Here is a 23,431-nt window from a genome sequence, read left to right as displayed (position 1 = left end):
CGCTCCGACTGAACGACTGAAGCTTCCGCGCAATACCTGACACCCACCGTCAAGTTTTCCGGCAACCTCAGCAGAACCACACGACCAACCGCACATGCGCACTCCCGTGCACCCCGCCCAACACCCGCATCACCTCCCACACGGGCCCCCAATGCGTCCCCACCCCCGCAACCTCCCCCCGACTCAACTCCCCGGACACATTCCTCTCCTCCCAGTCCACCCCCTCCAACTCCGCCCAACTGATCCACGTCGCCCCGTACGCCTCCCCGTAGTACTGCTCCCGCACCCCCTCCGAAACATCCCCTGGCAACCCCCTCCCCTCGGCCAACGGCCGAAACCCGAACGAATTCCGAACCCCGAACAGACACGCCAACGCGTCATACGCATTACCGGAGTTGAGCAAAAACAGATCCACCGCCCCCCACCACACCACATCCTCATCCTCTTCCCCCCATACCCGCGCCAAGGGCCTGCACTCAACCATCCCGTTCACTTCGGTAGCCATCCCCGCAGTCTGTCGCCTCCACCCGGCCCCGTCGCACCCATTTCGCTTGCGTACCGCTTCCGGAGGCTCCGAGGATGAACCCCATGGCCGAAGCCCCCGACACCGAGACCGCCTGGCGCTGGCTGTTGGAGCGCAAGCCATCGACTCGCGGCGCTTCAGACGACGAACTGGCCCCCATTGCCCAAGCCGCCCACGCGGAGCCGCGCTTGCGGGTGCTCTACCCCTTCCCGAGCCACGGTGCGCTCCACTTCCTGCGGGGCCGGGAGTCGTTGGGTGAGCCCGGTGGCGAAAAGTTCCCCCGCATCCTGTATGGCGGACCACCGTTCGTGGTCTACGTTCCTGGCGTCGTCGGCCCTGTCGGGCAACCCGCGACACTTGCGGAGGCCGCCGCTCTCGCGGTGAGCCACTTGCCCGAGGAGTTCGAAACCTCATTCCCGCCCGACCTGTAGATACACCTCCGCCACCACCATCAACTCCGCCCCCATCGCAGTGACTTGGCGGCCTGGTGACAACCTCTCGTCCGCCTCCACCTGCACCACCTCGTCCACCCCCAGCACCGGACTCTCCCACCCCGAGAACCGCACCCGCAGCCCTTGCGCGAAGGACTTGGACGTGTGCCACAGGAAGAGTTGGTCGGCGCCGAAGAGGAGGTAGCGGAGGTCGGGGAGGGGGGTGGGCTGATGGTGGAGGATTCGGTGGAGGTCGACGGTCATGTGGCCCAGGGACTCCGCGTCGATGTCGATGCGGCCGAGGAACAACTCGCCGGTGTAGGGGGATGTTTCGCCTACTCGGAATGTCAACTCCGCTGAGGTTCCGTACAGTTCGCGAGCCGTCCGGTACAGATCCGACGTCGGTCGGATTCGGGCTATCGTCCGGGGCCCCGCTGTCCCCAGCCGTACGGCGTACACCGTCTCCGCCCCCAGCAACAGCCAGTCACCCACCGCCCTCACCACCCCAGACTTCCGTCGGGATCGGGGGACTTGGGCAGCCGGCGGCAGACGAACCCGGCGATGAACACGTCGTCCTCCTCGGTCTCCGAAGCCCAGGCCGCCGAGGACGTCATCTCGTACTCCTGATAGCGGAAGGAGAGGGTCGGCCCGTAGGTGATGACCTGGACTTTGATCAGCTTGCGCTTGGGTGTGCGGACGGCGAAGACCGAGCCGTCGGTCAACTGGCCGCCGGGGACGGGGGAGTGGGCGTAGGGGAGGACGTCGAGGGCGTGGCCGTCGAGGGAGTCGTAGTCGACGTGGCCGAGGGCGGCGAGCCCGCTGCGGGGGTGGCCGGGGGTCAGGGTGCCGGCGGCATCGGTGTCGGACCACTCCCAGCGATGGTCGGCGATGTCCATCGTGACCTGAAGGCGCCCGGTGTCCCACTCGCACGTCGTCATCGGCGTGAAGTTGTTCTCCCCCGAGGCGAACGCCGTGTACTGGTGGGCCTCCCGGGTGAGCCGGATCTTCCGGGCGAGCGCGAGCGACTCCACGTAGGACGTGCAGCGGCCCTGAGGAGGGAGCGCCCCGTCGCTCAACTCCCGTACGCCCGGCGAGAATCGCCACGCCCGTGACCCGAACAGCTCCATCGGCGGGTCCAGCCACGGCCGCATCACGGACACCACGCGGTACTCGAAGGACAGGGAGGAGAAGGAGTCGTCGGTCGCCCGGCTCCCCAGCGCCGCCCCGAACGCCTTCGGCGCCCCCTCGGCCAGCGTCAGGAACAGCTCCCGGCCCATGGTCACCGAGGTCCAGGGCGTGTCGAGCGCGCCGCCGGGGGAGTAGTAAGTCGGCGCGTAGCGAAGGCCGTTGGGGGACGTGGAGAACTGGCTCGGAAGGCTCGGGTTGAAGGTGTCCCGGTGGCGTTTCCACACCCCGGAGGGGGACTTGGCGGCCAGTTCGGACGACTCGCGCAACGCGTCGTCGACCTCCGCCTTGTGGCCCACCGTCTGCCACGCGTCGACCGCGTCGTCCCGGGCCTGTCGCAGCCGCGGCTCGTCGACCCGCGTCCACCGGTCCCGCACCGCCTGATCGGACGACAACGCCGCCGCGTTCTCGGCCCGGTGGTACTCCGTGTCCGCGTCGAGCCACGCCTGCCGCATCGAGCGGTACGCGCGCAGCTCCGGGGAGGGGACGGGGGTGCCCGTCGCCGGGTCCGGGTCGTACAGATACGCCAACGCCTCGTCGTAGCGCGCCCGTTCGTCCGGCGTCAGCGCGCTGCGCGCCAGATCGGCGGCCAGGACCTCGCCGTACACGTCCCACAGATGGGTCGTCGCCGGCGGGTTCCAGACGGGGTGGGTCGGGATGCGGTTCGTCAGTTCCGCGAACTCGGCGAACACGCCGGCCCGGCGGGCGTCCAGGGCGCCCTCGAAGCGGAACTCGGCGTCCTGGTAGACCAAGGGGGTCACCGGCAGCGACACGAGGTGGTCCGCGTCCGAGAGCAGGTGCCAGAAGTGGATGCCCAGGCCGTACATCGAGGCCGCGTCCACGGGGGACGCGGCCGTCACGCCCGGCTCGGGCATCAGACCAGAGACCCGGGGTCGATGCCGTCGAGGAGGTTCGGCGTCTTGCCCAGCAGGTGGTTGACGAAGCCGATGATCTGCATGCCGGGGATGGTGATCGTCGAGCCGTCGCTCTCGAAGTGGTAGCGCCGGTCAGATTCTTGGTGGCTGTAGCTGCCCCGTGCGCGGAACGGCCCGAAGCCGACGCTGGCGCTCGCCGAGAACGAACTGGAGTAGGCGTGCAGGGCGGAGGCGAACGACGCGGAGCGGATCGACACGTCCTTCACGAACAGCGCCTGGAGGGGGTAGCCGATGAACCGGCCCTGCGGCGGGGCGCCGCCGTCCGACGGCATCTGGTCGTAGTTCCAGCCGTGCCCCTTGCGCAGGTCCCAGCCGCGATTCTCCAGGAACTCCGGGTAGAACCACGGCCGTACGATCTGGACCTGCGCGAGCTTGAACGACATCGCGAAGTCGTCCACCGCGTAACTGGAGTCGTACTGCGTCGAGTTGGAGGACACCCCGGCGCTCGCGCTCCAGAACCCGAAGCCGAAACCCCCGCCCGCCGACCACGACGTGTTCTCGGTGTGCTGATGGGAGTCGACCTGGCTGTGGTAGACGGTGTACTCGGTCCAGCCGTCCGACGTCGCGAAGTCACCGGGGACGACGGTCGTGTAGTAGAACCGCTGGCCCGGACCGGACGCGCCGGTGAGCGTGCCCAGGTCGTAGAAGTTCTCCAGATTGCGCTTCCACAACAGCATCGACTTCTCGGTGGTCTGGTCGATGTACGCGTTGATCTTCTCGACTTCGTTCTTGTAGCCGCCCGTCGTCCAGTCGTCCATCGCGGCGGCGACCTGCATCCGGTACAGCTCCGCGTTGTTGGACCAGTCGGCGACCGCCTGCATGCCCGCCTCGCCGGTCGCGGTCTGCGCGGCCGTCAGCTTCGCGTTGTACAGCAGCGCGGCCTGCCGGTACGCCTGCATCCCGGCCTTGTACGCCTTCTGCATCGGGCTGTCCTCGGTGACCTGCGTCTCCTCGTCGGTGATGATGTCCTTCACCGTCTTGGTGACCCGCAGCAGCCCCCGCATCTTGTCGAGCCGCTTCTGCTGCTCCTCCGTGAGCTGGTCGTCGATCACCAGCGAGAACTTGAGGATCTGCCCGTAGATCTCACTGAGCCGCGCCCCGCTCGCGTTGCGCCACACCCCCTCCTGCCGGTCGGTGGAGTACGCGGACGTGACGTCCGGGATGTAGTCGATCAACGAGGCGAAGTTGTACGCCTGTTGGAGCAGGAGCCGCTGCTCCGCCACATTGCTCCCGGACGCGATGCCCTCCGCCGCGAACCTGAAGTCGGCCGGTTCGTACGGCAGTCCGGGCATGCACCACGTGATGAACGAGTCCCTCGCCGGCGGCACCGTGCCGTCCCCGCCGGTCAGGATCGCGTAGAGCTGGTTACGGAAGAGGTTGCCGAGGTCCGCCAGTCTGTACGCCATGACGTTTCCGTCCTTTCCGGTCTACCGGTGCGCCGCGATGGAGCGCATCGTGCTCGCGAGCACGTCGTAGTAGTTCGGCGCCGTCGCGTAGCCCGCCTCCGCGACCGCCCGCGCGAACGCGTACGGGTCGTCGGTGTGCTCGAACGCGGACGCGTAACGGCTGTTGTCCCGAAGGAAGTTGCCGTGCGCCGAGAACGACTCCTCCGGGGTCGGGTACACCCGGAACCAGTCCCGCACGTCGTAGTCGTACTTGCCGTCGGCCCGGGGCGTCACCGAGATGACCTCCGGGAACTGCACATCAGGACGGCTCAACACCTCGTGCGTACGCACCAGTTGGCGGGTCTCCGGCGGATCGCCCGCCCGCGCCTTCACCCCGAAGAAGTTGTTCCCGGGCGCCTTCTCGCCCCACCCCGACTCCAGCGCCGCCTGCCCCAGCGTCACCAGCGCCGGCACCCCGGTCGCCGTCTCGCTCGCGTCCGCGTAACTCCCGTACAGGGCAACGAAGTCGCCCACCTTCGAGGGCGCCGAGGCCGCCGCCGACCAGACCGCGTCGTACGGCCCGACCAGGCCCGCCCACTGCTCGGAGACGGTGTGCGGGACACCGTCCTGCCGTTTGGTCCGCCAGTCGACGCTCACGTACTGCGTGCCCTTGAAGAAGTAGGCATGCCCGTTACCGGGATTGAGCGCGCCGTCGAGCCCGGTGCCGACCCACGCGGGGTCGACGCCGGACCAGCCGTCGGCGATCGGCTTGGGGTAGCCGGGGTCCTGCCGGTCGCCCGGAAGGTCGTAACGGGCGTACTGCGCACCGCAGAAGAAGTAGAGTTTGCCGTCGCCCCAGTTCAGCACCGCGTCGATCGTCTCGAACGCGAGCCCCGCCCAGTTCCCGCTGATCGGCAGCGGGTAGTCGGCCTCCACCTCGCGTGTCTCGTAGGGGATGCGGACGTACTCGGCGCCCCGGAACACGTACAGGTAGCCCTGTCCGAGATCCACCGCGCCGTCGATGCCCTCCTCCCAGCCGGGCGGCAACCCGGCCCAGGTGTCGTCGAGTTGCTGGTCGAAGTCCGGGTCGGCGGAGTCCGTCTCGATGTCGAAGGTCCGCACCGTCGAACCGGTGAGGAAGTACGCCTCCGGTACGCCGCCCATGCCGTGGCCCTTCCCGTCTGCCTGAGGTCTTCGGTCCCTGGATGTCTGTCCCGTCGGCCGTCACCTTCTGTCCCCTCCGGGGTTCTCGTTCGGGTGAATGCGCGGGCCGGACGCCGAAGGCCGGCGCCCTCCGCGAGGACACCGGCCTTCTCGCACCTCACGCCGCCAACTCGGCTTCCTCCACCGCCACTTCAGCCTCCTTGCGGCCACCCCGCATCACCAGCACCGCCACCACCGCCGCCGTCAGCACCCCCACCGCGCTCACCGCGAACGTCGTCCCCATCGAGGCCGTGAACGCCTCCCGCGCGGCGGCCAGGGTGCCCGGCTCGGTGGCCCCGGCGATCGACCGCCGGGCCGCCTCCGGCGCGTCCTGCGGCATCCGCGCGGTGTACCCGCCGGTCAGCAGCGAGCCGAGGATCGCGATCCCGAGCGCCGTACCCGCCTGCTGGATCGTGTCGTTGAGCGCCGAGCCGACGCCCGCCTTGTCGGCCGGGATGGTCCCCATCAGCGCGGCGACGGCGGCCGGCATCGCGAGCCCGGCGCCGAGACCGAGAAGTCCCAGCGAGACGGCGGGAGTTGTGAACCCGCTGCCCGCGTCGACCGTCGTCAGCAGCGCGAAGCACGCGACCATCACCAGCATCCCCGCGAAGATCACGGGCCGGTTCCCGAACCGCGCCGCCAGCTTCACCCCCGCCCCGTTCCCGGCCAGCGCCGCGATCGCCAGCGGCAGGAACGCGAGCCCCGCCTCGACCGGCGAGTACCCGAGCACGAACTGGAGGTACTGCGTCAGCACCAGCAGCAGCCCGCCGTTGCCGATCTGGACGAGCGCCAGCGAGAGCGAACCGCCCGTGAAATCACGGTGCTTGAAGAGGACGAGCGGGACCATCGGCGCCGCCGTCACGTTCTCCCAGACGACGAACCCGGCGAGGGCCACCACCGCGACGGCCAGCGTGAGCGCCGAACGCCCCTGGAACGCGCCGTGTTGGGGGATCTCGATGATCCACCACACCAGCGCCGTCATCCCGACCGCCGACAGCACCGCGCCGAGCGGGTCCGCCTTCTGCCAGGGCGCCCTGGACTCGGGCATCAGGGTCACCCCCGCGACCAACGCCAGTGCCACGACAGGGACGTTGAGGAAGAAGATGGAGTGCCACGAGAAGTGGTCGATGAGCACACCGCCCAGCACCGGGCTGCCGACCAGGCCCAGCATCGACACCGAACCCCACGCGGCCATCGCCTTCGGCCGCTCCTCCTCGTCGAAGACCGTGATCAGGATCGACAGCGTCGACGGCATGATCAGCGCCCCGCCCACCCCCATCGCGACCCGAACGGCGATGACCTCACCGGGAGTTGTGCAGAACGCCGCCGCGAGCGAGGCCGCCCCGAACAGCACCAGCCCGATCAGCATCACCCGGCGCCGCCCGAACCGGTCGCCGAGGCTGCCGGAGGTCAGCAGCAGGCCCGCGAAGACGAGGATGTAGGAGTCGAGAATCCACTGCGTGTCCTGCGCGCTCGCCCCGATGTCCGTGGTCATCGACGGCACCGCCACGGTCAGCGCCATGCTGTCGATCGTCAGCACGACCGTGCTCAGACAGAGCACGACCAGAATCCACCAACGCCGTCCACCCATCGGATTCCCTCCCTGTGCGTACATCGTGCGCTTAGTGCGTACGACGTTCTCATCAGCCATGCGCACACCGTACGCCGATCGGAACGGTGTGCGCAACGGATGAGTTCGACGGGAAACGGAAGGGAACATTCCAAGGGTGTCGCGATCGCCACACTTTCCGCCGTCCGAGAACAGTGTGAAACATCAAACACTTCAGGTAAAAAGGCGGTATGAATAATCGGAATGAGGTTTCCGGTTTATCCCGTACGCAGTTTCTCCCGCCCCCGCTCCCCACGGAGCGCACGGTCCTGGGTCTCGCCCCCGAGTACGCCCGCTGGCAGGCCGAGGAACCCGTCGTCCGAGTCCGCCTCCCCGACGGCAACCAGCCCTGGCTGGTGACGCGTTACGCCGACGCCCGCGCCGTCCTCGCCCACCCCGCGTTCAGCGCGGACGGCACCCGCCCGGGCTTCCCCGGCACCCGAGCCAAGGTCAGACCGCGCGGACCGGGACAGTTCCAGCTCATGGACGCGCCCGACCACACCCGACTGCGCCGGGCTCTCATCCCCGAGTTCGGTCACCGCCGTATCCAGGGCCTGCGAGATCAACTCCAGCGGATCGCCGACGAGTTGATCGACACCATGACCGCCGACGGCGCGACGAACGCCGACCTCGTCGCCGCCTACGCGCTGCCCATTCCCATGCTCGCCATCTGCCGCCTCCTCGGAGTGCCCTACGAGGACAGCGCGTTCTTCGAGACGAAGTACCGCGTCGTCACCAGCCTCGACACCGAGCCCGCCGAAGCCCTCGCCGCCCGCGAGGAGTTGTACGCCTACCTCGGCGACCTTCTCGCACTGCGCCGCGAGGACCCCGCCGACGACCTGATCTCCCGGCTCGCGGCACGCACCGAGATCACCCCCGAGGAATCCGTCGGGATGCTCTCGCTGCTGCTCGCGGCGGGCCACGACACCACCGCCAACATGCTGTCCATGGCGGTGATCTCACTGCTGCACGATCCGGACGGGCTCGCGGCCCTCCAGGCCGACCCCGCGCGCTGGCCGGCCGCCGTGGAGGAGCTGCTGCGCCAACTCAGCGTCATCCACGCCGGGTTGCGCCGGGTCGCCGTCGAGGACACCGAGATCGGCGGGACACCGATCCGCGCCGGCGACGGTGTCGTCGTCTCGCTCCAGATCGCCAACCGCGACCCCGCCGCCTTCCGGGGCGTCACCCATGAGCTGGACCTCGCGCGGGACGCGGGCCACCATCTCGCCTTCGGACACGGCCCGCACCAGTGCATCGGCCAGTCCCTCGCCCGGCTCGAACTGCACGCCGGGCTCGCCACCCTCTTCCGCAGGCTGCCGGATCTGCGGCTCGCGGCGCCCGTCGAGGGCCTCGAACTCTCGCGCAGCGCGGTGCACGGCGTGCGCACGCTGCCTGTCTCTTGGTGATCCGTCATCAAGCCTTTGTGCAGGGGCAGTTGAACACCTCGCTGGGTTGATCCCCCTACTTTCAGGAGTGCTTCCCCATGAGTGACGTCCAGTTGAACGAGACCGTCCGCAAGAACTCCAGCCCCTCCGTCAACGCCTGGCTCTCCGCGTTCGTCGAGCGCCACGGCGGATTCGTCGGCAGCGTGCACCTCGCGGAACCCGCCGAGGAGGGCGAGATCGTCCTCGTCGCCGCGCACAACCTGCCGCCGGGTGTCGTCAACGGCGCCGCCGTCGTCGTCATCGGCAAGGGCATGGCCGGGGTGACGGCCGAGCGCAAGGAGCCGATCGGTCTCACCGACCTCCAGACCGACACGTCCGGCGTGGCCCGTCCGCCGGCCCGCCTCTCCGGTTCCAAGGGCTCCGTCACCCTCCCCGTCTTCGACCCCGCCACCCCCGGCAGGCTCGTCGCCGTCGTCGGCCTCGGCTTCCCGCAGGCCCGCGAGTTCACGGACGAGGAGATCGAGCGCTACGGCAAGGACGCGGAGTCGGTCCTGGCGGCGGCGTGAACTGAGAAGGGACGGCAAGCGGTCCCACAACTTGCCGCGCGCTGTTGCAGCAAGCGGTCCCACAACTCGCCGCGCGCTGTTGCAGCAAGCGGTTGCACAACTCGCCGTGCACTGTCTCGGCAAGCGGTTGCACAACTCGGCGCCCCTCACGAGACGAGGGGCGCCGAGCCCGTTCCCGGCTCCCTCCCCTCCAGCACGCATCCCCCCACCCCAGTCGCCACCACCCCCCACCCGAGTTGCTCCTGCGACGCCACCCGCCACAAGTGACTCATTCCGCACCGCTACTTGGCCGGTCGTACACGGTTGAGGGTTGAAGAACCCCCGCTACAGTCGACCGACAGGCGTCATCACGCGGCGTGCGGCATCCGCACCGCGTCCTTCGCGCCGCGCCTCCGCACGCCGCTCCCCGCACATCCTTCGCACGGCCTCCGCACCACCCCGCACGGCGTTCGAAATCCCGGGCAGGCCGCAGACCACGGCCATGTCACCGACACTCGAAGCAGCCAGGAGGTCACCCGACCATGCCCCTGCGCCATCTCACCCCACATGACCAGCGCCTCTTCCTCCGCTACGGCACCGGCCCCGCCGCCTTCGTACCGGACCCGCTGATCCACCGGGCCGTGGCCCGCCGGACGGCCGCCGCTCCCCACACGATCGCCGCCGAACACCGCGGCCACACCCTCACCTACGCCCAACTCGACGCCCAGGCAGAGGCATTGGCCGCCCGACTGCACCGCGAGGGCGTCCGCCCGGGCGACCACGTCGGCCTCTTCGTACGCCGCTCCCTGCCGATGCTCGTCGGCCTGCTCGGCATCCTCAAGGCAGGCGCCGCCTACGTCCCCCAGGACATCGGCCTCGCCCCGCCCGCCCAGCTCTCCCACGTCATCCGCACCGCCCGCACCCGCGTCGTCCTCACCCTCGGTGAGTACGCGCACCGCGTCCCCCTCCCGCTCGGCCATCAACTCATCGACCTGGACGAGCCGTTCACCCCCGACCGGGCCGAACTCCCGGCGCCCGCACCGGACGACGGCTGCTACGTCCTGTTCACCTCCGGCACCACCGGCCGCCCCAACGGTGTGAAGGTCACCCACCGCAACGTCGCCAACATCCTGCTCACCGAACCCGGTTCACTCGGCATCGGCCCCGGCGACCGGGTCGCCCAACTCCTCAACATCGCCTTCGACATGGCCGCCTGGGAGATCCTCGGCTGCCTCGCGCACGGCGCCACCCTGGTGATCCGCGACCGGGACATCGAGGCCGCCGCCCGCACGGCGACCGTCCTGATCGCCACCCCCACGGTCCTGTCCGGCATCGACCCGGCCGCCTGCCCGAGGGTCCGCGCGGTCGCCGTCGCCGGAGAACCCTGCCCCCGGCCGCTCGCCGACGCGTGGGCGAGCAGGACCGCCTTCTTCAACTGCTGCGGCCCGACCGAGACGACCATCGTCAACACCATGTCCCGGCACGACCCGAGGAACCCCCTCCTCACGATCGGCCGCCCCACCCCCAACAACACGGTCTACGTCCTGGACGCCGACCGGCGCGCGCTGCCCATCGGGGAGGTCGGCGAGATGTGGGCCGGCGGCGACTGCGTCTCGGCGGGCTACCTCACTGACGACCCCAACGACCGCCTGAACAACGAGCGTTACGCACCCGACCCGTTCCTCGGCGGCGGCAGACGCATGTTCCGCACCCGTGACCTCGGCCGCTGGACCCCGGACGGCCGCCTCGAACACCTCGGCCGCACCGACGACCAGGTGAAGGTACGCGGCTTCCGCGTCGAACTCGACTCCGTGTCCTCGGTGTTGGAGCAGGTCCCGGGGGTCGTCCGCGCCGTCACCCTCAAACGCGACGACCGCTCGCTCGTCTCCTTCGTCTGCCCGGCGGACGTCGACCCCGCCACCGCCAGGCAGGCGGTCGTGGACGCGCTGCCCTACTACTGCGTGCCCGATAATGTCATGCCCCTGACATCATTACCGGAGACCGACCGAGGCAAGATCGACAAACCGGCGCTCCTCCAACTCGCCCTGGACCGCCCGGCGGTGGCCCGATGACGACGGAGCTGAACCGCACCGGAACCCCGCTCCCACCCCTCATCTCCCTTCCGCGCCGCCTGCTCAAGCACCCCCGGCTGATGCACTACAACCGGCTCGCGGCGCTGGTATTCGCGGTGAACGTGGGCTGCCTGTACGCGAGTTGGCCGATCAGCGAGCAGGGCATGGCGCACGCGGTCCTCGCGAACCTCGCGCTGGCGATCCTCATTCGCCAGCAGTACGTCATCAACTTCCTCTTCCGGGTGGCGACTTCAGCCCCGGTCAGTTGGCCGCTGCGGGCCCGCTGGACGCTGGGCAAGGTCTACCACTTCGGCGGACTCCACGTGGGCGGCGCCCTCGCGGGCACGGCGTGGTTCGCCGCGCTGACGTTCGCGACCCGCAACACAGCTGTTCTGGCGGTGAGTTGGGTGCTGCTGGTGCTGCTCCTCGGCATCGTCGCGACCGCGCTCCCGCCCTTCCGGTCCCGGCACCACGACCACTTCGAGAAGATCCACCGCTTCGGCGGCTGGAGCGCGCTCGCCCTCTTCTGGGCGCACACGCTCCTGACGGCCGGCGGGCCCGTCGAACCGGCGGTCCTCGCGGTCGTCACGTTCAGCGTCGCGCTGCCCTGGCTGCGGCTGCGCAAGGTGGACGTCCGGGTCGAACGCCCCTCCCCGCACGTGGTGTTGGCCCGCTTCGACTACGGCGAGACCCCGTTCGCCGGGTCCTCCACCGCCGTCAGCCGCAGCCCGCTCAAGGAGTGGCACTCCTTCGCGAACGTCCCCTCACCGGGGCGGCCCGGTTTCCGGCTCACCATCTCGCGGGCGGGGGACTGGACGGGGAAGTTCATCGACGACCGTCCGACGAAGCTGTGGGTGAAGGGAATCACGACCGCCGGGGTCGCCAACATCGAAGTCCTCTTCAGCAAGGTGGTGTACGTCGCGACCGGCAGCGGCATCGGCCCCTGCCTGCCGCACCTCCTCGCCGCCGAGGTCCCCTCCCGGCTCGTCTGGGCCACCCGCGACCCCCGTGTCACCTACGGCGACGCCCTCGTCGACGAGATCCTCGCCGTCCAGCCCGACGCCGTCGTCTGGGACACCTCCCGGGCCGGCAAACCCGACATGGTCGCCCTCGCGTACGCCGCCTACCGCGACTTCGGCGCCGAGGCGGTCATCTGCATCTCCAACAAGAAGCTCACCTGGCAGGTCGTCCACGGCCTCGAACGCCGAGGCATCCCGGCGTACGGCGCGATCTGGGACTCGTAGAAAGGATGGTGACGATGCGTCACATCAAGACCGAGCGGTACGACGGTGTCGTGCTCGTCCGGCTGCACCGGCCGCAGGTCCTCAACGCGCTCAACTCCGAGCTGCTCGCCGAACTCCTCGACACCGTCCGGCCGTTGGCGTCCGACGAAGAGGCCGGCTGTGTCGTCCTCACCGGCTCCGAGCGGGCGTTCGCGGCCGGCGCCGACATCGGGGAGATGGCCGGCAAGAGCGCGGGGGACATGCTGGCGGAGGACTACTTCGGGGCGTGGGAGGAGTTCGCCGACCTGCCCGTGCCGAAGATCGCCGCCGTCAACGGGGTCGCCCTCGGCGGGGGTTGTGAACTGGCGATGATGTGCGACCTGGTGATCGCGGGGGAGTCGGCGCGGTTCGGCCAGCCCGAGATCAGACTCGGGGTGATCCCCGGGATCGGCGGCACCCAGCGTCTCACCCGGCTCGTCGGCCGCGCCAAGGCGATGGACCTCGTCCTCACCGGCCGCACGATGGACGCCCGCGAGGCCGAGACCGCCGGCCTCGTCTCCCGGGTCGTCCCCGACGACCGCGTCCTGCCCGAGGCGCTGGAGGCTGCGGCCACCGTCGCCTCGTACGGCCGTCTCGCCGTCCGCACCGCCCGGGACTGCGTCGACCGCGCCCTGGAGACCGGCCTGCGCGACGGCATCCGCTACGAACGCCGCGCCTTCCACGGCCTGTTCGCCACCCACGACCGAACGGAGGGAATGACCGCCTTCCTGGAGAAACGCCCACCCCACTTCACCGGCCGCTGAACGCTCCGCCGGGACACACCGGTTCGGGCCGCCGTCCGCCTGAGACGGCGCCCCGGCCGGGTCCGCCCACTCGGCGGACCCGGTTCACCCACGAACACAGCTCGCGGCGAGGCTGCTGACCGCAGAGGCGGCGGCATCCACATAACGGGGCTGCTCACCCAAGGCGGCAGCCCCGCCCGCACGGCGCTCCCGTCTCCCCGCAAGGCGCGTTCGCCCCGGCCCGCGCGGCGGGGCCGTTCGCCCGCGAAGGCCGATTGCGGCGGAGCTGCTCAGCGCAGGGACGATGGCGTCCGCGCGGCGGGGCTGCTCACCCAAGGGGGCCACTCCACACCCACGAGGTGCCCCGCCCACGCGGCGGTGCCACTCACGCGGTACCCCCCCGTGCCACGCCCCCGCCCCTACCGGAAGCCCGCCCGCCGCAAAGCGCCCCCCGGCCCGCCCGGCAGAGCCGTCCCCCCCGCCCGGCAGCCCAGCGCCCCGAGCCCCGTCAAACACCGCCGAGCCCCCACCCCACCCGGCCGACGCGTCACCCCACCCGACCGGCGCATCACCCCACCATGCGCCCACACCTCACCCCACCCGCGAAGCCAACGCCCGCCCCACCCCCGGCTCCCGAGGCCCCAGGAACCGGGGGTCCGGGTCGAACAGCACGTCCAGCGCCGCCTTGCCCGCCGCGAACACCTCGCGGGTGCCCCCGTACAGCCAGGTCGCGTCGTGTTTCTCGGCGACGCCGACGCCGTACGAGTCGATGCCCGCGGCCTCGCAGAGGGCGACGGCGCGGCGTATGTGGAAACTCTGGCTGATCAGTACCGCGCGGTCGACGCCGAAGATCTTCTTGGCGCGCACGCAGGAGTCCCACGTGTCGAAACCGGCGTAGTCGCTCACCACGTGGTCGTCCGGGACGCCGTGGCGCGTCAGGTACGTGCGCATCGCGTCCGGCTCGTCGTACTCCTTGCGGCTGTTGTCCCCCGTCACCAGGACGACCTTGACGCGGCCCTCGCGGTAGAGGTCCACCGCCGCGTTCAGCCTGCCCCGCAGGTACGGCGACGGCTCGCCGTTCCACAGGCCCGCGCCGAAGACCACCGCGACGTCCCGCCGGGGCGCGTCGGCGGTCGTGCCGAAGCGGCCGGACGTCGAGAAGAACAGCCACGTCGACGGCAGCAGCGCGAGCACGCACACCGCCACCACGGCCTGGAGGAGCCGCCGCTGACCGGCCCGCGTACGGGGCAGCCGCGGTCCGCGCAGGGCCGGCCCCCACCTGGGCAGCCCCCGCAAGGCCAGCTCCTCCGGCGTCAGCCTCCCCGACCCCGACCCCGACGCCGACCCAGACACCGATGCCGACCGCCACGACCACAACCCCGACCCCCACAACCGCGGCCCCCGCATGAGCACCCTCCCCGTCTCACCCCCACCCCGGCCTCCCCGGACCGCTGTCACCAGGCAAGACGCACCCAGCCTCGTTTTGGTTCACCGCCCCCGGCCCCCTCACACCCGCCTCGCCCCGCCCAGCCTCCTCCCACCCCGCCCCCTCGCAGCCCCGCCCCGCCCAGCCTCCTCCCACCCCGCCCCCTCGCAGCCCCGCCCCGCCACCTCGCCCCCACCCCGCCCACCCCCTCACACCCCACCCCCACCCACCGTGAACCCCCGGAAAACCCCCGTGACGGTCACGCAACCACCACGCAACGCCCCTGCGCGAGGATCACCCCATGCCCAGCCAGCTCAGCCTCGTCCCCCGCAGGCGCCCCGCGCCGCCCGCCCTGGTGGTCGTCGCGCACGGCAGCCGCGACCCCCGGGCGCTGCGCACCGTCCGCGCCCTCCTGGACCGCGTCCGCGCGCGCCGCCCCGGACTGCCGGTCCACCTGGGCCACATCGAGCTGAACGAGCCGCTCCTCACGGACACGCTCGCCGGCCTGGACACCGAGGACGTCGTCCTGGTCCCCCTCCTCCTCGGCCGGGGCTACCACATCAAACGCGACATCCCGGAGATGGCCGCCGCGACGCACCCTCACGCGCGCGTGGCCGGCGCGCTCGGCCCCCACCCCCTCCTGATCGACACCCTCGTGGCCCGCCTGGCGGAGGCCGGCTGGCCCTCCCGGACGACCGACCCCCAGCGCCACGAGACCGCGATCGTCCTCGCGGCGGCCGGCTCCCGCGACCCCGACAACGCCGCCGACACCGACCGCACCGCCCACCTCCTCTCCGCCCGCCTCGGCGTCCCCGTCGTCCCGGCCTACGCCTCCACCGCCGAACCGGCCGTCCCGAACGCGATCGCCGACCTCACCGCACGCGGGTACACGCGCGTGGCCGTCGCCTCGTACTTCACGGCCCCGGGCCGCTTCGCGACGGAGTGCGCGCGCGTGGCACCGTGGGTGGTGTCGGCGCCGCTGGGGGCGCATGACGCGATGGCCGACCTGATCCTTCACAGATACGAGGGGTGCTTGGAAACAAGGGCCGACACCAACGCCGCTTGAGGGGCGCGGGGAACTGCGCGCTCAGCCGCGACGGCGCCGCACCCGCCCTCCGACAACCCACGGCGGCCGTTCAGGCGAATTGTCAGCCCCACCCCGTACTGTCGAACCATGGAAGGCACCGACTCACCCCCCGCCCACGACCCGCCCGCCTACGACCCCTCCGCCGCCGACCGCTGGGCCCCCGAGCCCGACAAACGCCCAGGCCGCACCGCCTTCCAACGCGACCGCGCCCGCCTCCTGCACTCCTCCGCGCTCCGGCGGCTCGCCGGCAAGACCCAGGTCGTCACTCCCGGCACGCAGGGCCCGATGTGGGACGCGAGCCCTCGTACGCGCCTCACGCACTCCCTGGAGTGCGCCCAGGTCGGCCGGGAGCTCGGCGCGGCCCTCGGCTGCGACCCGGACCTCGTGGAGGCCGCCTGCCTGGCGCACGACCTGGGCCACCCCCCGTTCGGCCACAACGGCGAACAGGCGCTGAACGACTTCGCGAAGGACTGCGGCGGCTTCGAGGGCAACGCCCAGTCCCTGCGCCTGCTCACCCGCATCGAACCCAAGCGCTTCACCCCGGACGGCTCGGTCGGCCTGAACCTCACGCGCGCGACGCTCGACGCGGCGACGAAATACCCCTGGCCCAGGGGCGCCCACCCCACGGACCCCGGCTCGCCCAAGTTCGGCGTGTACGACGACGACCGCCCGGTCTTCGACTGGCTCCGCAAGGAATCCCCCGGCACGCGCGCGTGCTTCGAGGCCCAGGTCATGGACTGGTCGGACGACGTGGCCTACTCGGTGCACGACGTGGAGGACGGCCTGCACGCCGGCCACATCACCCCGGCGAGCCTGCACGCGCGCGAGGAGCGCGAGGAGATCTTCCGCGTGGCGGTGGGCCGTTACGTCCCGGGGGACACAGATCCGGCCGAACTCGCCGCCGCCCTCGACCGCCTCCTCGCCGAGGAGTGGTGGCCGCACGGCTACGACGGCTCGGCGGTCGCCCAGGCCGGCCTCAAGGACGCCACCAGCCAGCTGATCGGCCGCTTCTGCCTCGCCGCCGAGGGCGCGACCCGCGCGCGGTACGGCTCGGGCCGCCTCACGCGCTACGGCGCCGAACTCGTCGTCCCCCGGGAGACCCGGTTCGAGTGCGCCGTCCTCAAGGCCGTCGCCGACCGGTACGTCATGCAGCGCGCCGAGCAGGCGCGGCTCCGCGCCGACCAGCGGATCGTCATCACGGAACTGGCCGAGGCGCTCACCGCGCGGGCGCCGTTCGGACTCGACCCGCAGTTCCACGCGCTGTTCGTCAAGGCGCCGGACGACCACGCCCGCGAAAGGGTGATCGTCGACCAGATCGCGTCCCTCACCGACGCGTCCGCGAGGGCCCTGCACACACGGCTGACAGGCCCCGTCTGAGATCGCCCCGGCGGGGTACTACCCCTTCCCCCCGAACGTTGCGTGCGGGACGCTCGCATGTGGCGACACCCTTACGAGGAGGCATCAAGTGGTCGACGCGGATCAGACGTTCGTCATCGTCGGAGGCGGCCTGGCCGGCGCCAAGGCGGCGGAGACGCTCCGTGCGGAGGGCTTCACCGGGCGCGTGATACTGATCGGCGACGAGCGCGACCACCCCTACGAGCGCCCCCCGCTCTCCAAGGGCTACCTCCTCGGCAAGGACGAACGCGACAGCGTCTTCGTCCACGAACCCGCCTGGTACGCGCAGAACGACATCGAACTGCACCTCGGCCAGACGGTCACCGCGATCGACCGCGCGGCGAAGACCGTCCGCCTCGGCGACGGCACGCTCGTCGCGTACGACAAGCTCCTCCTCGCGACCGGCGCCGAACCCCGCCGCCTCGACCTCCCCGGCACCGGCCTCGCGGGCGTCCACCACCTCCGCCGCCTGGCGCACGCCGAGCGCCTGCGGCACGTCCTGAAGGCCCTCGGCCGCGACAACGGCCACCTGGTGATCGCCGGCGCCGGCTGGATCGGCCTGGAGGTCGCCGCGGCGGCCCGTACGTACGGCGCCGAGGTCACCGTCGTCGAACCCGAGCCGACCCCGCTGCACGGCGTGCTGGGCCCCGAACTGGGCCAGCTCTTCGCCGACCTGCACGCGGAGCACGGCGTGCGCTTCCACTTCGGCGCCCGGCTCACCGAGATCGTCGGCCAGGACGGCATGGTCCTCGCCGTCCGCACCGACGACGGCGAGGAGCACCCGGCGCACGACGTGCTGGCGGCGATCGGCGCGGCCCCGCGCGTGGGGCTCGCCGAGGCGGCCGGCCTCACGCTCGCCGACCGCGCGGACGGCGGCGGCGTCGCCGTCGACGCGAGCCTGCGCACCTCCGACCCCGACATCTTCGCCGCCGGTGACGTCGCGGCCGTAGACCACGCCCTGATCGGCGCGCGCCTGCGCGTGGAGCACTGGTCCAACGCCCTCAACGGCGGTCCGGCCGCCGCGCGCGCGATGCTCGGCCGGGACGTCACGTACGACCGGGTGCCCTACTTCTTCTCCGACCAGTACGACCTGGGGATGGAGTACAGCGGCTGGGCGCCGCCCGGCTCGTACGACCAGGTGGTGATCCGGGGGGACGCCGGGAAGCGGGAGTTCATCGCGTTCTGGCTGGCCGAGGGCCGGGTCCTGGCCGGGATGAACGTGAATGTGTGGGATGTCACAGAACAGATCCAGCGGCTGATCAGGAGCGGCGCCCCGGTGGACCCGGAGGCCCTCGCGGACCCGAGCGTCGGCCTCGACACACTCGGCACCTGACCCCGCGCGAGGGCCGGCCGCGGACCGACGGCGTCGGCGCTGTCGGTCGGCCCCCGTAGAATTCCCGCGTGGCAGGACGGATCAACGACGAGGACGTGAAGGCGGTACGGGACGCGGTCCCGATCGACGCCGTGGTCTCCGAGTACCTCCAACTGCGCAGCGCGGGCGGCGGCAACCTCAAGGGCCTGTGCCCCTTCCACGACGAGAAGTCCCCGTCGTTCCAGGTCAGCCCCAGCAAGGGCCTCTTCCACTGCTTCGGCTGCCAGGAGGGCGGCGACACCATCACGTTCGTGATGAAGGTCGACCACCTCACGTTCTCCGAGTCGGTCGAGCGCCTCGCCGCGCGCGCGGGCATCACCCTCAGGTACGAGGAGGGCGGCTACAACCCCTCCCACCAGCGCGGCGAACGCATCCGCCTGGTCGAGGCCCACAAGATCGCCGCCGAGTGGTACGCCGAGCAGCTCGCCACCAGCCCCGAGGCCGACACCGGCCGGATGTTCCTCGCCGAGCGCGGCTTCGACCAGGCCGCCGCCGTCCACTTCGGCGTCGGCTACAGCCCCCAGGGCTGGGACCACCTCACCCGCTTCCTGCGCGGCAAGGGCTTCACCGACCGCGAACTCACCCTCTCCGGCCTCTCCCAGGAGGGCCGCCGCGGCCCCATCGACCGCTTCCGGGGCCGCCTGATGTGGCCCATCCGCGACATCGGCGGTGACGTCGTCGGCTTCGGCGCCCGCAAGCTGTACGAGGCGGACACCGGCCCCAAGTACCTCAACACCCCCGACACCCCGATCTACAAGAAGTCCCAGGTCCTGTACGGCATCGACCTGTCCAAGCAGTCGATCGCCAAGTCCAGCCGCGCGGTCGTCGTCGAGGGCTACACCGACGTCATGGCCTGCCATCTCGCGGGCGTCACGACCGCCATCGCGACCTGCGGCACGGCCTTCGGCAGCGAGCACATCAAGATCCTGCGCCGCCTCCTCATGGACAACGGCAGCGCCCGCGTCATCTTCACCTTCGACGGCGACGCGGCGGGCCAGAAGGCCGCCCTGCGCGCCTTCGAGGACGACCAGAAGTTCGCCGCCGAGACGTACATCGCGGTCGCCCCCGACGGCATGGACCCCTGCGAGCTGCGCCTCGCGAAGGGCGACGCGGCGGTCGCCGACCTCGTCGAACCCCGCACCCCCCTCTTCGAGTTCGCGCTGCGCCACATCGTCGCCCGCTACGACCTCGACACCCCGGCCGGCCGCGCGGGCGCCCTCGACGAGGCGGCCCCCGTCGTCGCCCGCATCAAGAACAGCGGCGCCCAGCACGAGGTGGCCGTCCAGCTCGCCGGTCTCCTCGGCATCCTCGACACCCAGTTCGTCGTCAAGCGCGTCGCCCAGATCGCCCGCTGGGCCCGCGGCAAGGGCGAGGCCCCGACCCCCGGAGGCCGCGGGCAGCAGCCGTACGACGACAGCCCGCGCCCCGCCGTCAAGGGCCCCGCCCTCCAACTCCGCAACCCCGTCTACGCCACCGAACGCGAGCTCCTCAAACTCGCCCTCCAGCGCCCCGAGTTGGTCTCCCCGGCGTTCGACGCGTACGGGGTGGACGAGTTCACCTGCGCCCCCTACGCCGCCGTCCGCCAGGCCATCCTGGACGCGGGCGGCGCCGAGTACGGCATCGAGGACGCCCAGGACTATCTGATGTGCGTGCGCGAGGTCGCCCCGGACGACACGGTCCGCGCGATGGTGACGGAACTGGCCGTCGAGACGATCATGCGCCGCACGGTCGACGAGGTCTACGCGGGCGCCCAGCTCGTCACCGTCCGGCGCCGTGCCGTCGAACGCCGCATCCAGGACGTGCAGAGCACCTTCCGGAGACTGGAGTCGGGCGGGGACTCGGCCGAACTCGCCGCGGTGGGCAACGAACTGTGGGTGCTCCGCCAGTACGAGCAGGCGCTACAGGCCCACGGGATCTCCGCGCTCTGAGAACGTCGGCGCCACCGCCCGCAGCAGGCGCCGTACGAACTCCTCCTCCGCGTCGGCGAGTTGGGGGAACTCCACGATGAAGTGGTGCCATTCCACGTACCGCAGGGCCTCCACCACGTCCTCGTACCAGACCTCGTGCCGGGAGTACTCCGGCCACTCCCCGCCCGCCTCGAAGACCTGGTGCAGCAACTCGTAGGGCAGCGGGTGGCGTTCGGCGAGCAGGACGGCGTCGTACAGGTCCTTGCCCTGGGAGTACATGTCGAGGGTCAGCCAGAGCATCTTCCAGGCCAGGGAGAGCGCGGGCGTCGCGCCCAACAGGACGGCCCCGCCCGGGACTTCGACCGGCTCGGGTTCCTCGGGCAGCCGCTCCCCGAAGACGAAGTCGAGCTGGACGTGCCCGCCCGGCAGCCCCGGCGCCGTCCACGGCAGGACCAGCCGGCGGCCCGGCACCCGCTCGTACGTCCAGATGTCCTCCGCGGCCGCCCCCGCCGCGTCGAACACCACAGCCGCCGCCCCCTCGAAGCCCTGTACGGCCTCCTCGGCGCCCCGCGCGATCCCGTCGAGCATCAGGGCCGTCCGGGCATCGCCGAGGCCCCACGAGCGCGGTACGACGACGAAGTCGAGGTCCCCCGGCTCGCGCGCCGCCTCCCCGAACCAGGCCGTCATCAGCATGCTGCCGCGCAGGACGAGGGAGTCCACCCACTCCGAGTCCGCGATCACCCGCAGGACCGTCTCCAGTGCCGCCCGCCGGGCGACCCGCCACGCCTCGGTGCGCGTCGGGTCCGCGAAGGCGGGGTCGGTCGCCCGGTAGGCGTTCTGGTGCTGCTTCATCGACGGGTCGAAGACCAGCTTCTGCGCGACGTCCGCACCGGGGACGGTCCGCAGCGTGCGCGGCAGGTCGTTGGCGTTGCGCGCGCGGTCGTCGAGTTCGCCGCGCGGTGAATCGCCGCCGGACTGCCACCAGTTCTGCCAGCTCACGCGATCCACCCCTCGTCCACCGACTCGTCGCTGTCGTACAGCACGAACTCCCGTTCCACGGACAGCACATGGCACCCGTCGAGCGCCCGCAACAGCTTTTCCAGCGCGGCCTGCGCGCCCGCCGCGTCCACGCCCCGGCAGCGCTGCGTCACGAACCGCTCGCCCTCACGGCGCACGTTGCGCGACAGATGCGCCCCGAACGGCCCGACCAGCGACGCCAGTTCACCGAGACCGGCGTCCGCGTCCAGCCTCAGCTTGACGTGGTGCTCGAAGTAACGCCCGTCCCCGCAGGGCCCGTCCGGCACCTCCGGAGCCCACGGCGCCGACTCGATCTTCACCCGCACCGGCACGAACCCCGCCGCCCGCAACCCCTCGGCGACCTCCCGCGCGCGGACCACCGCCGCGTCGTACGAGGCGCAGCCCGCCGTCAGCATCGGCTGGACCGGCATCCGGCCCCGGGCCAGTTCGATCACCGTGAGCTTGAGTCCGGCGGCGGACGCCCAGGTGCGCAGGCGCCCCAAGTCGGGGCGGTCGACGGTGAGATGGATTTCGTACAGGGATTCGGACACCGGACGATTCTCACAGGTCGCGGCGGGCGGGTCACCGGCCGGTCACGTCCCGGACTCAAAAAGTCACCGCACGCCCCTCGTGGCGGCGATGTGTCGTACCCCACACTGGGTGGCGGTGCCTGAGTACTCGGAGCGCGGCCGATCCGTCCCCCACGGAGCCCCCACCCCCGCCGACGCTCACCGCGTACGGGACGGACAGCGGCGAGGCCGTCCACTCCGCCCCCGAAGTACCGCTGTCGTACCCCCTGGCAGCGATCATCCTGGAGGTCGCCCCCGTGCAGACCCAGACGCTCACCCAGACCGACGTCAGTACCGAAGCGGAGCCCGAGGCCGAGACCGAGGCGCCGGCCGTCGTGCCGGCGCAGGGCCCCGCCGCGCACCATCCCGAGGCGGGGCCGCCCGCCGAGGAGTTCGACGACCCCGCCGAGCCGCCGGAGACCGTCGCCCCCGTCCGGCCCGCCGACACCGGTGGGCCCTCCTCGGACCTCTTCCGGCAGTACCTCCGGGAGATCGGGCGCATCCGGCTGCTCACCGCCGCCGAGGAGGTCGAACTCGCGCGCCGCGTCGAGGCCGGGCTGTTCGCCGAGGAGAAACTCCTCAACGCCCCTGATCTGGACGGTGAGTTGGCGCTCGATCTGGACCGGCTCGTGGTCATGGGGCGGATGGCCAAACGGCGGCTCATCGAGGCGAACCTGCGGCTCGTCGTCTCCGTCGCCAAACGGTACGTCGGACGCGGGCTGACCATGCTGGACCTCGTCCAGGAGGGCAACCTCGGGCTCATCCGGGCCGTCGAGAAGTTCGACTACGCCCGCGGCTACAAGTTCTCGACGTACGCCACCTGGTGGATTCGCCAGGCCATGTCCCGGGCCCTCGCCGACCAGGCCCGCACCATCCGCGTCCCCGTCCACGTCGTCGAACTCATCAACCGCGTCGTACGGGTCCAGCGCCGCATGCTCCAGGAGCGCGGCTACGAGCCGACGGCCGAGGAGGTGGCCGCCCAGCTCGACCTCGCGCCCGAACGGGTCGGCGAGGTCCTGCGACTCGCCCAGGAGCCCGTCTCCCTCCACGCACCCGTGGGCGAGGAGGACGACGTGGCCCTGGGCGACCTCATCGAGGACGGCGACGCGGCGAGCCCCGTGGAGTCCGCCGCGTTCCTCCTGCTCCGCGAGCATCTGGAGGCCGTCCTGTCGACCCTCGGCGAACGCGAGCGGAAGGTCGTCCAGCTCCGCTACGGCCTCGCCGACGGCCGCCCCCGCACGCTGGAGGAGATCGGCCGCATCTTCGGCGTGACCCGCGAACGCATCCGGCAGATCGAGTCCAAGACCCTGAACAAACTCAGGGACCACGCGTTCGCGGACCAGCTGCGGGGCTACCTGGACTGAACAGGGCACGCCGACC

Annotated in this window: 19 protein-coding genes and 1 pseudogene; 11 read left to right on the top strand and 9 right to left on the bottom strand. The window is 71.2% G+C overall.

Going from position 1 to position 23,431, the window contains the following annotated elements; all coding sequences use genetic code 11:
- Positions 1-67: 67 nt before the first annotated feature.
- Positions 68-505, bottom strand: a complete 438-nt coding sequence (locus ABZX85_RS10370) for a hypothetical protein (protein WP_355864593.1) — start codon at positions 503-505, stop codon at positions 68-70.
- 83 nt (positions 506-588) lie between these two features.
- Here ABZX85_RS10370 and ABZX85_RS10365 point away from each other — a divergent pair, with 83 nt between their 5' ends.
- Positions 589-954, top strand: a complete 366-nt coding sequence (locus tag ABZX85_RS10365) for a DUF6193 family natural product biosynthesis protein (RefSeq protein WP_355864590.1) — start codon at positions 589-591, stop codon at positions 952-954.
- On the opposite strand, the gene ABZX85_RS10360 is transcribed toward ABZX85_RS10365, so the two are convergent.
- The 5 genes from ABZX85_RS10360 to ABZX85_RS10340 all read right to left on the bottom strand — a co-directional run bounded on the left by ABZX85_RS10360 (position 934) and on the right by ABZX85_RS10340 (position 7,253).
- Positions 934-1,305, bottom strand: coding sequence for a hypothetical protein (locus tag ABZX85_RS10360; protein ID WP_355864587.1), 372 nt, complete (start codon positions 1,303-1,305; stop codon positions 934-936). The two genes, ABZX85_RS10365 and ABZX85_RS10360, sit on opposite strands and share 21 nt — an antisense overlap.
- A 146-nt stretch (positions 1,306-1,451) precedes the next feature.
- The gene (locus ABZX85_RS10355) at positions 1,452-3,014 is read right to left on the bottom strand and encodes a hypothetical protein (protein WP_355864584.1); all 1,563 of its coding nucleotides are present in this window, start codon (positions 3,012-3,014) and stop codon (positions 1,452-1,454) included.
- Positions 3,014-4,480: a hypothetical protein gene (locus ABZX85_RS10350; RefSeq protein WP_355864582.1), complete on the bottom strand. Its 1,467-nt coding sequence runs from the start codon at positions 4,478-4,480 to the stop codon at positions 3,014-3,016. The genes ABZX85_RS10355 and ABZX85_RS10350 overlap by 1 nt, the downstream gene beginning before the upstream one ends.
- 21 nt (positions 4,481-4,501) lie before the next feature.
- Entirely contained in the window at positions 4,502-5,623 is a 1,122-nt protein-coding gene (locus ABZX85_RS10345; protein WP_355864579.1) for a hemopexin repeat-containing protein, read from the bottom strand.
- A 157-nt stretch (positions 5,624-5,780) separates the two neighbouring features.
- The gene (locus tag ABZX85_RS10340; RefSeq protein WP_355865433.1) at positions 5,781-7,253 is read right to left on the bottom strand and encodes an MFS transporter; all 1,473 of its coding nucleotides are present in this window, start codon (positions 7,251-7,253) and stop codon (positions 5,781-5,783) included.
- Positions 7,254-7,462: 209 nt separating this feature from the next.
- Between ABZX85_RS10340 and ABZX85_RS10335 the strand changes: the two genes are divergently transcribed.
- The 5 genes from ABZX85_RS10335 (at position 7,463) to ABZX85_RS10315 (ending at position 13,299) form a co-directional block, all read left to right on the top strand.
- Positions 7,463-8,677 carry a cytochrome P450 gene (locus ABZX85_RS10335; RefSeq protein ID WP_355864576.1) on the top strand — a complete coding sequence of 405 codons (1,215 nt, stop codon included), beginning with the start codon at positions 7,463-7,465 and terminating at the stop codon, positions 8,675-8,677.
- A gap of 77 nt (positions 8,678-8,754) precedes the next feature.
- Complete coding sequence (locus tag ABZX85_RS10330; protein ID WP_355864573.1) at positions 8,755-9,222, top strand: GAF domain-containing protein; 468 nt, start codon at positions 8,755-8,757, stop codon at positions 9,220-9,222.
- 521 nt (positions 9,223-9,743) lie between these two features.
- Positions 9,744-11,273 carry an amino acid adenylation domain-containing protein gene (locus ABZX85_RS10325; RefSeq protein ID WP_355864571.1) on the top strand — a complete coding sequence of 510 codons (1,530 nt, stop codon included), beginning with the start codon at positions 9,744-9,746 and terminating at the stop codon, positions 11,271-11,273.
- Positions 11,270-12,517 carry a hypothetical protein gene (locus ABZX85_RS10320; RefSeq protein WP_355864568.1) on the top strand — a complete coding sequence of 416 codons (1,248 nt, stop codon included), beginning with the start codon at positions 11,270-11,272 and terminating at the stop codon, positions 12,515-12,517. Before ABZX85_RS10325 ends, ABZX85_RS10320 begins: the two co-directional genes overlap by 4 nt.
- A gap of 14 nt (positions 12,518-12,531) precedes the next feature.
- Positions 12,532-13,299: an enoyl-CoA hydratase-related protein gene (locus ABZX85_RS10315; RefSeq protein ID WP_355864565.1), complete on the top strand. Its 768-nt coding sequence runs from the start codon at positions 12,532-12,534 to the stop codon at positions 13,297-13,299.
- A 570-nt stretch (positions 13,300-13,869) separates the two neighbouring features.
- On the opposite strand, the gene ABZX85_RS10310 is transcribed toward ABZX85_RS10315, so the two are convergent.
- Positions 13,870-14,565 (bottom strand): ElyC/SanA/YdcF family protein, encoded by a 696-nt coding sequence (locus tag ABZX85_RS10310; RefSeq protein ID WP_355865430.1) that lies wholly within the window; start codon positions 14,563-14,565, stop codon positions 13,870-13,872.
- A 440-nt stretch (positions 14,566-15,005) separates the two neighbouring features.
- Between ABZX85_RS10310 and ABZX85_RS10305 the strand changes: the two genes are divergently transcribed.
- From ABZX85_RS10305 to dnaG, 4 genes are all read left to right on the top strand, one after another.
- Positions 15,006-15,770 carry a sirohydrochlorin chelatase gene (locus tag ABZX85_RS10305; RefSeq protein WP_355864562.1) on the top strand — a complete coding sequence of 255 codons (765 nt, stop codon included), beginning with the start codon at positions 15,006-15,008 and terminating at the stop codon, positions 15,768-15,770.
- Positions 15,771-15,878: 108 nt separating this feature from the next.
- Entirely contained in the window at positions 15,879-17,168 is a 1,290-nt protein-coding gene (locus ABZX85_RS10300; protein ID WP_355864559.1) for a deoxyguanosinetriphosphate triphosphohydrolase, read from the top strand.
- Between the two features lie 88 nt (positions 17,169-17,256).
- Entirely contained in the window at positions 17,257-18,519 is a 1,263-nt protein-coding gene (locus ABZX85_RS10295; RefSeq protein ID WP_355864556.1) for an FAD-dependent oxidoreductase, read from the top strand.
- Positions 18,520-18,587: 68 nt separating this feature from the next.
- Positions 18,588-20,486, top strand: coding sequence for a DNA primase (gene dnaG, locus ABZX85_RS10290; protein WP_355864553.1), 1,899 nt, complete (start codon positions 18,588-18,590; stop codon positions 20,484-20,486).
- Here dnaG and ABZX85_RS10285 read toward each other — a convergent pair.
- Both ABZX85_RS10285 and ABZX85_RS10280 read right to left on the bottom strand, forming a co-directional pair.
- Positions 20,457-21,464 carry a nucleotidyl transferase AbiEii/AbiGii toxin family protein gene (locus ABZX85_RS10285; RefSeq protein ID WP_355864550.1) on the bottom strand — a complete coding sequence of 336 codons (1,008 nt, stop codon included), beginning with the start codon at positions 21,462-21,464 and terminating at the stop codon, positions 20,457-20,459. The genes dnaG and ABZX85_RS10285 overlap by 30 nt on opposite strands.
- Positions 21,461-22,033, bottom strand: a complete 573-nt coding sequence (locus tag ABZX85_RS10280) for a hypothetical protein (RefSeq protein WP_355864547.1) — start codon at positions 22,031-22,033, stop codon at positions 21,461-21,463. Before ABZX85_RS10280 ends, ABZX85_RS10285 begins: the two co-directional genes overlap by 4 nt.
- A 115-nt stretch (positions 22,034-22,148) precedes the next feature.
- Between ABZX85_RS10280 and ABZX85_RS10275 the strand changes: the two are divergent.
- Positions 22,149-23,415 (top strand): annotated as a pseudogene (locus tag ABZX85_RS10275) (RNA polymerase sigma factor).
- The last annotated feature ends 16 nt before the right edge of the window (positions 23,416-23,431 follow it).

Origin of the sequence: Streptomyces sp. NPDC004539 (assembly GCF_040610055.1) — a bacterium.
In the GTDB taxonomy this organism is placed as follows: domain Bacteria; phylum Actinomycetota; class Actinomycetes; order Streptomycetales; family Streptomycetaceae; genus Streptomyces.
The sequence above is the reverse complement of the archived record's forward strand: the minus strand, read 5'-3'. Positions and strand labels throughout refer to the sequence as shown.

Bases quoted from the DNA above. Each gene is read 5' to 3' on its own strand.
- ABZX85_RS10355 (WP_355864584.1), bottom strand. From the start codon at position 3,014: ATGCCCGAGCCGGGCGTGACGGCCGCGTCCCCCGTGGACGCGGCCTCG.
- ABZX85_RS10320 (WP_355864568.1), top strand. From the start codon at position 11,270: ATGACGACGGAGCTGAACCGCACCGGAACCCCGCTCCCACCCCTCATC.
- ABZX85_RS10325 (WP_355864571.1), top strand. From the start codon at position 9,744: ATGCCCCTGCGCCATCTCACCCCACATGACCAGCGCCTCTTCCTCCGC.
- ABZX85_RS10340 (WP_355865433.1), bottom strand. From the start codon at position 7,253: ATGGGTGGACGGCGTTGGTGGATTCTGGTCGTGCTCTGTCTGAGCACG.
- ABZX85_RS10315 (WP_355864565.1), top strand. From the start codon at position 12,532: ATGCGTCACATCAAGACCGAGCGGTACGACGGTGTCGTGCTCGTCCGG.
- ABZX85_RS10335 (WP_355864576.1), top strand. From the start codon at position 7,463: ATGAATAATCGGAATGAGGTTTCCGGTTTATCCCGTACGCAGTTTCTC.
- ABZX85_RS10370 (WP_355864593.1), bottom strand. From the start codon at position 505: ATGGCTACCGAAGTGAACGGGATGGTTGAGTGCAGGCCCTTGGCGCGG.
- ABZX85_RS10300 (WP_355864559.1), top strand. From the start codon at position 15,879: ATGGAAGGCACCGACTCACCCCCCGCCCACGACCCGCCCGCCTACGAC.
- ABZX85_RS10305 (WP_355864562.1), top strand. From the start codon at position 15,006: ATGCCCAGCCAGCTCAGCCTCGTCCCCCGCAGGCGCCCCGCGCCGCCC.
- ABZX85_RS10365 (WP_355864590.1), top strand. From the start codon at position 589: ATGGCCGAAGCCCCCGACACCGAGACCGCCTGGCGCTGGCTGTTGGAG.
- ABZX85_RS10345 (WP_355864579.1), bottom strand. From the start codon at position 5,623: ATGGGCGGCGTACCGGAGGCGTACTTCCTCACCGGTTCGACGGTGCGG.
- ABZX85_RS10330 (WP_355864573.1), top strand. From the start codon at position 8,755: ATGAGTGACGTCCAGTTGAACGAGACCGTCCGCAAGAACTCCAGCCCC.
- ABZX85_RS10350 (WP_355864582.1), bottom strand. From the start codon at position 4,480: ATGGCGTACAGACTGGCGGACCTCGGCAACCTCTTCCGTAACCAGCTC.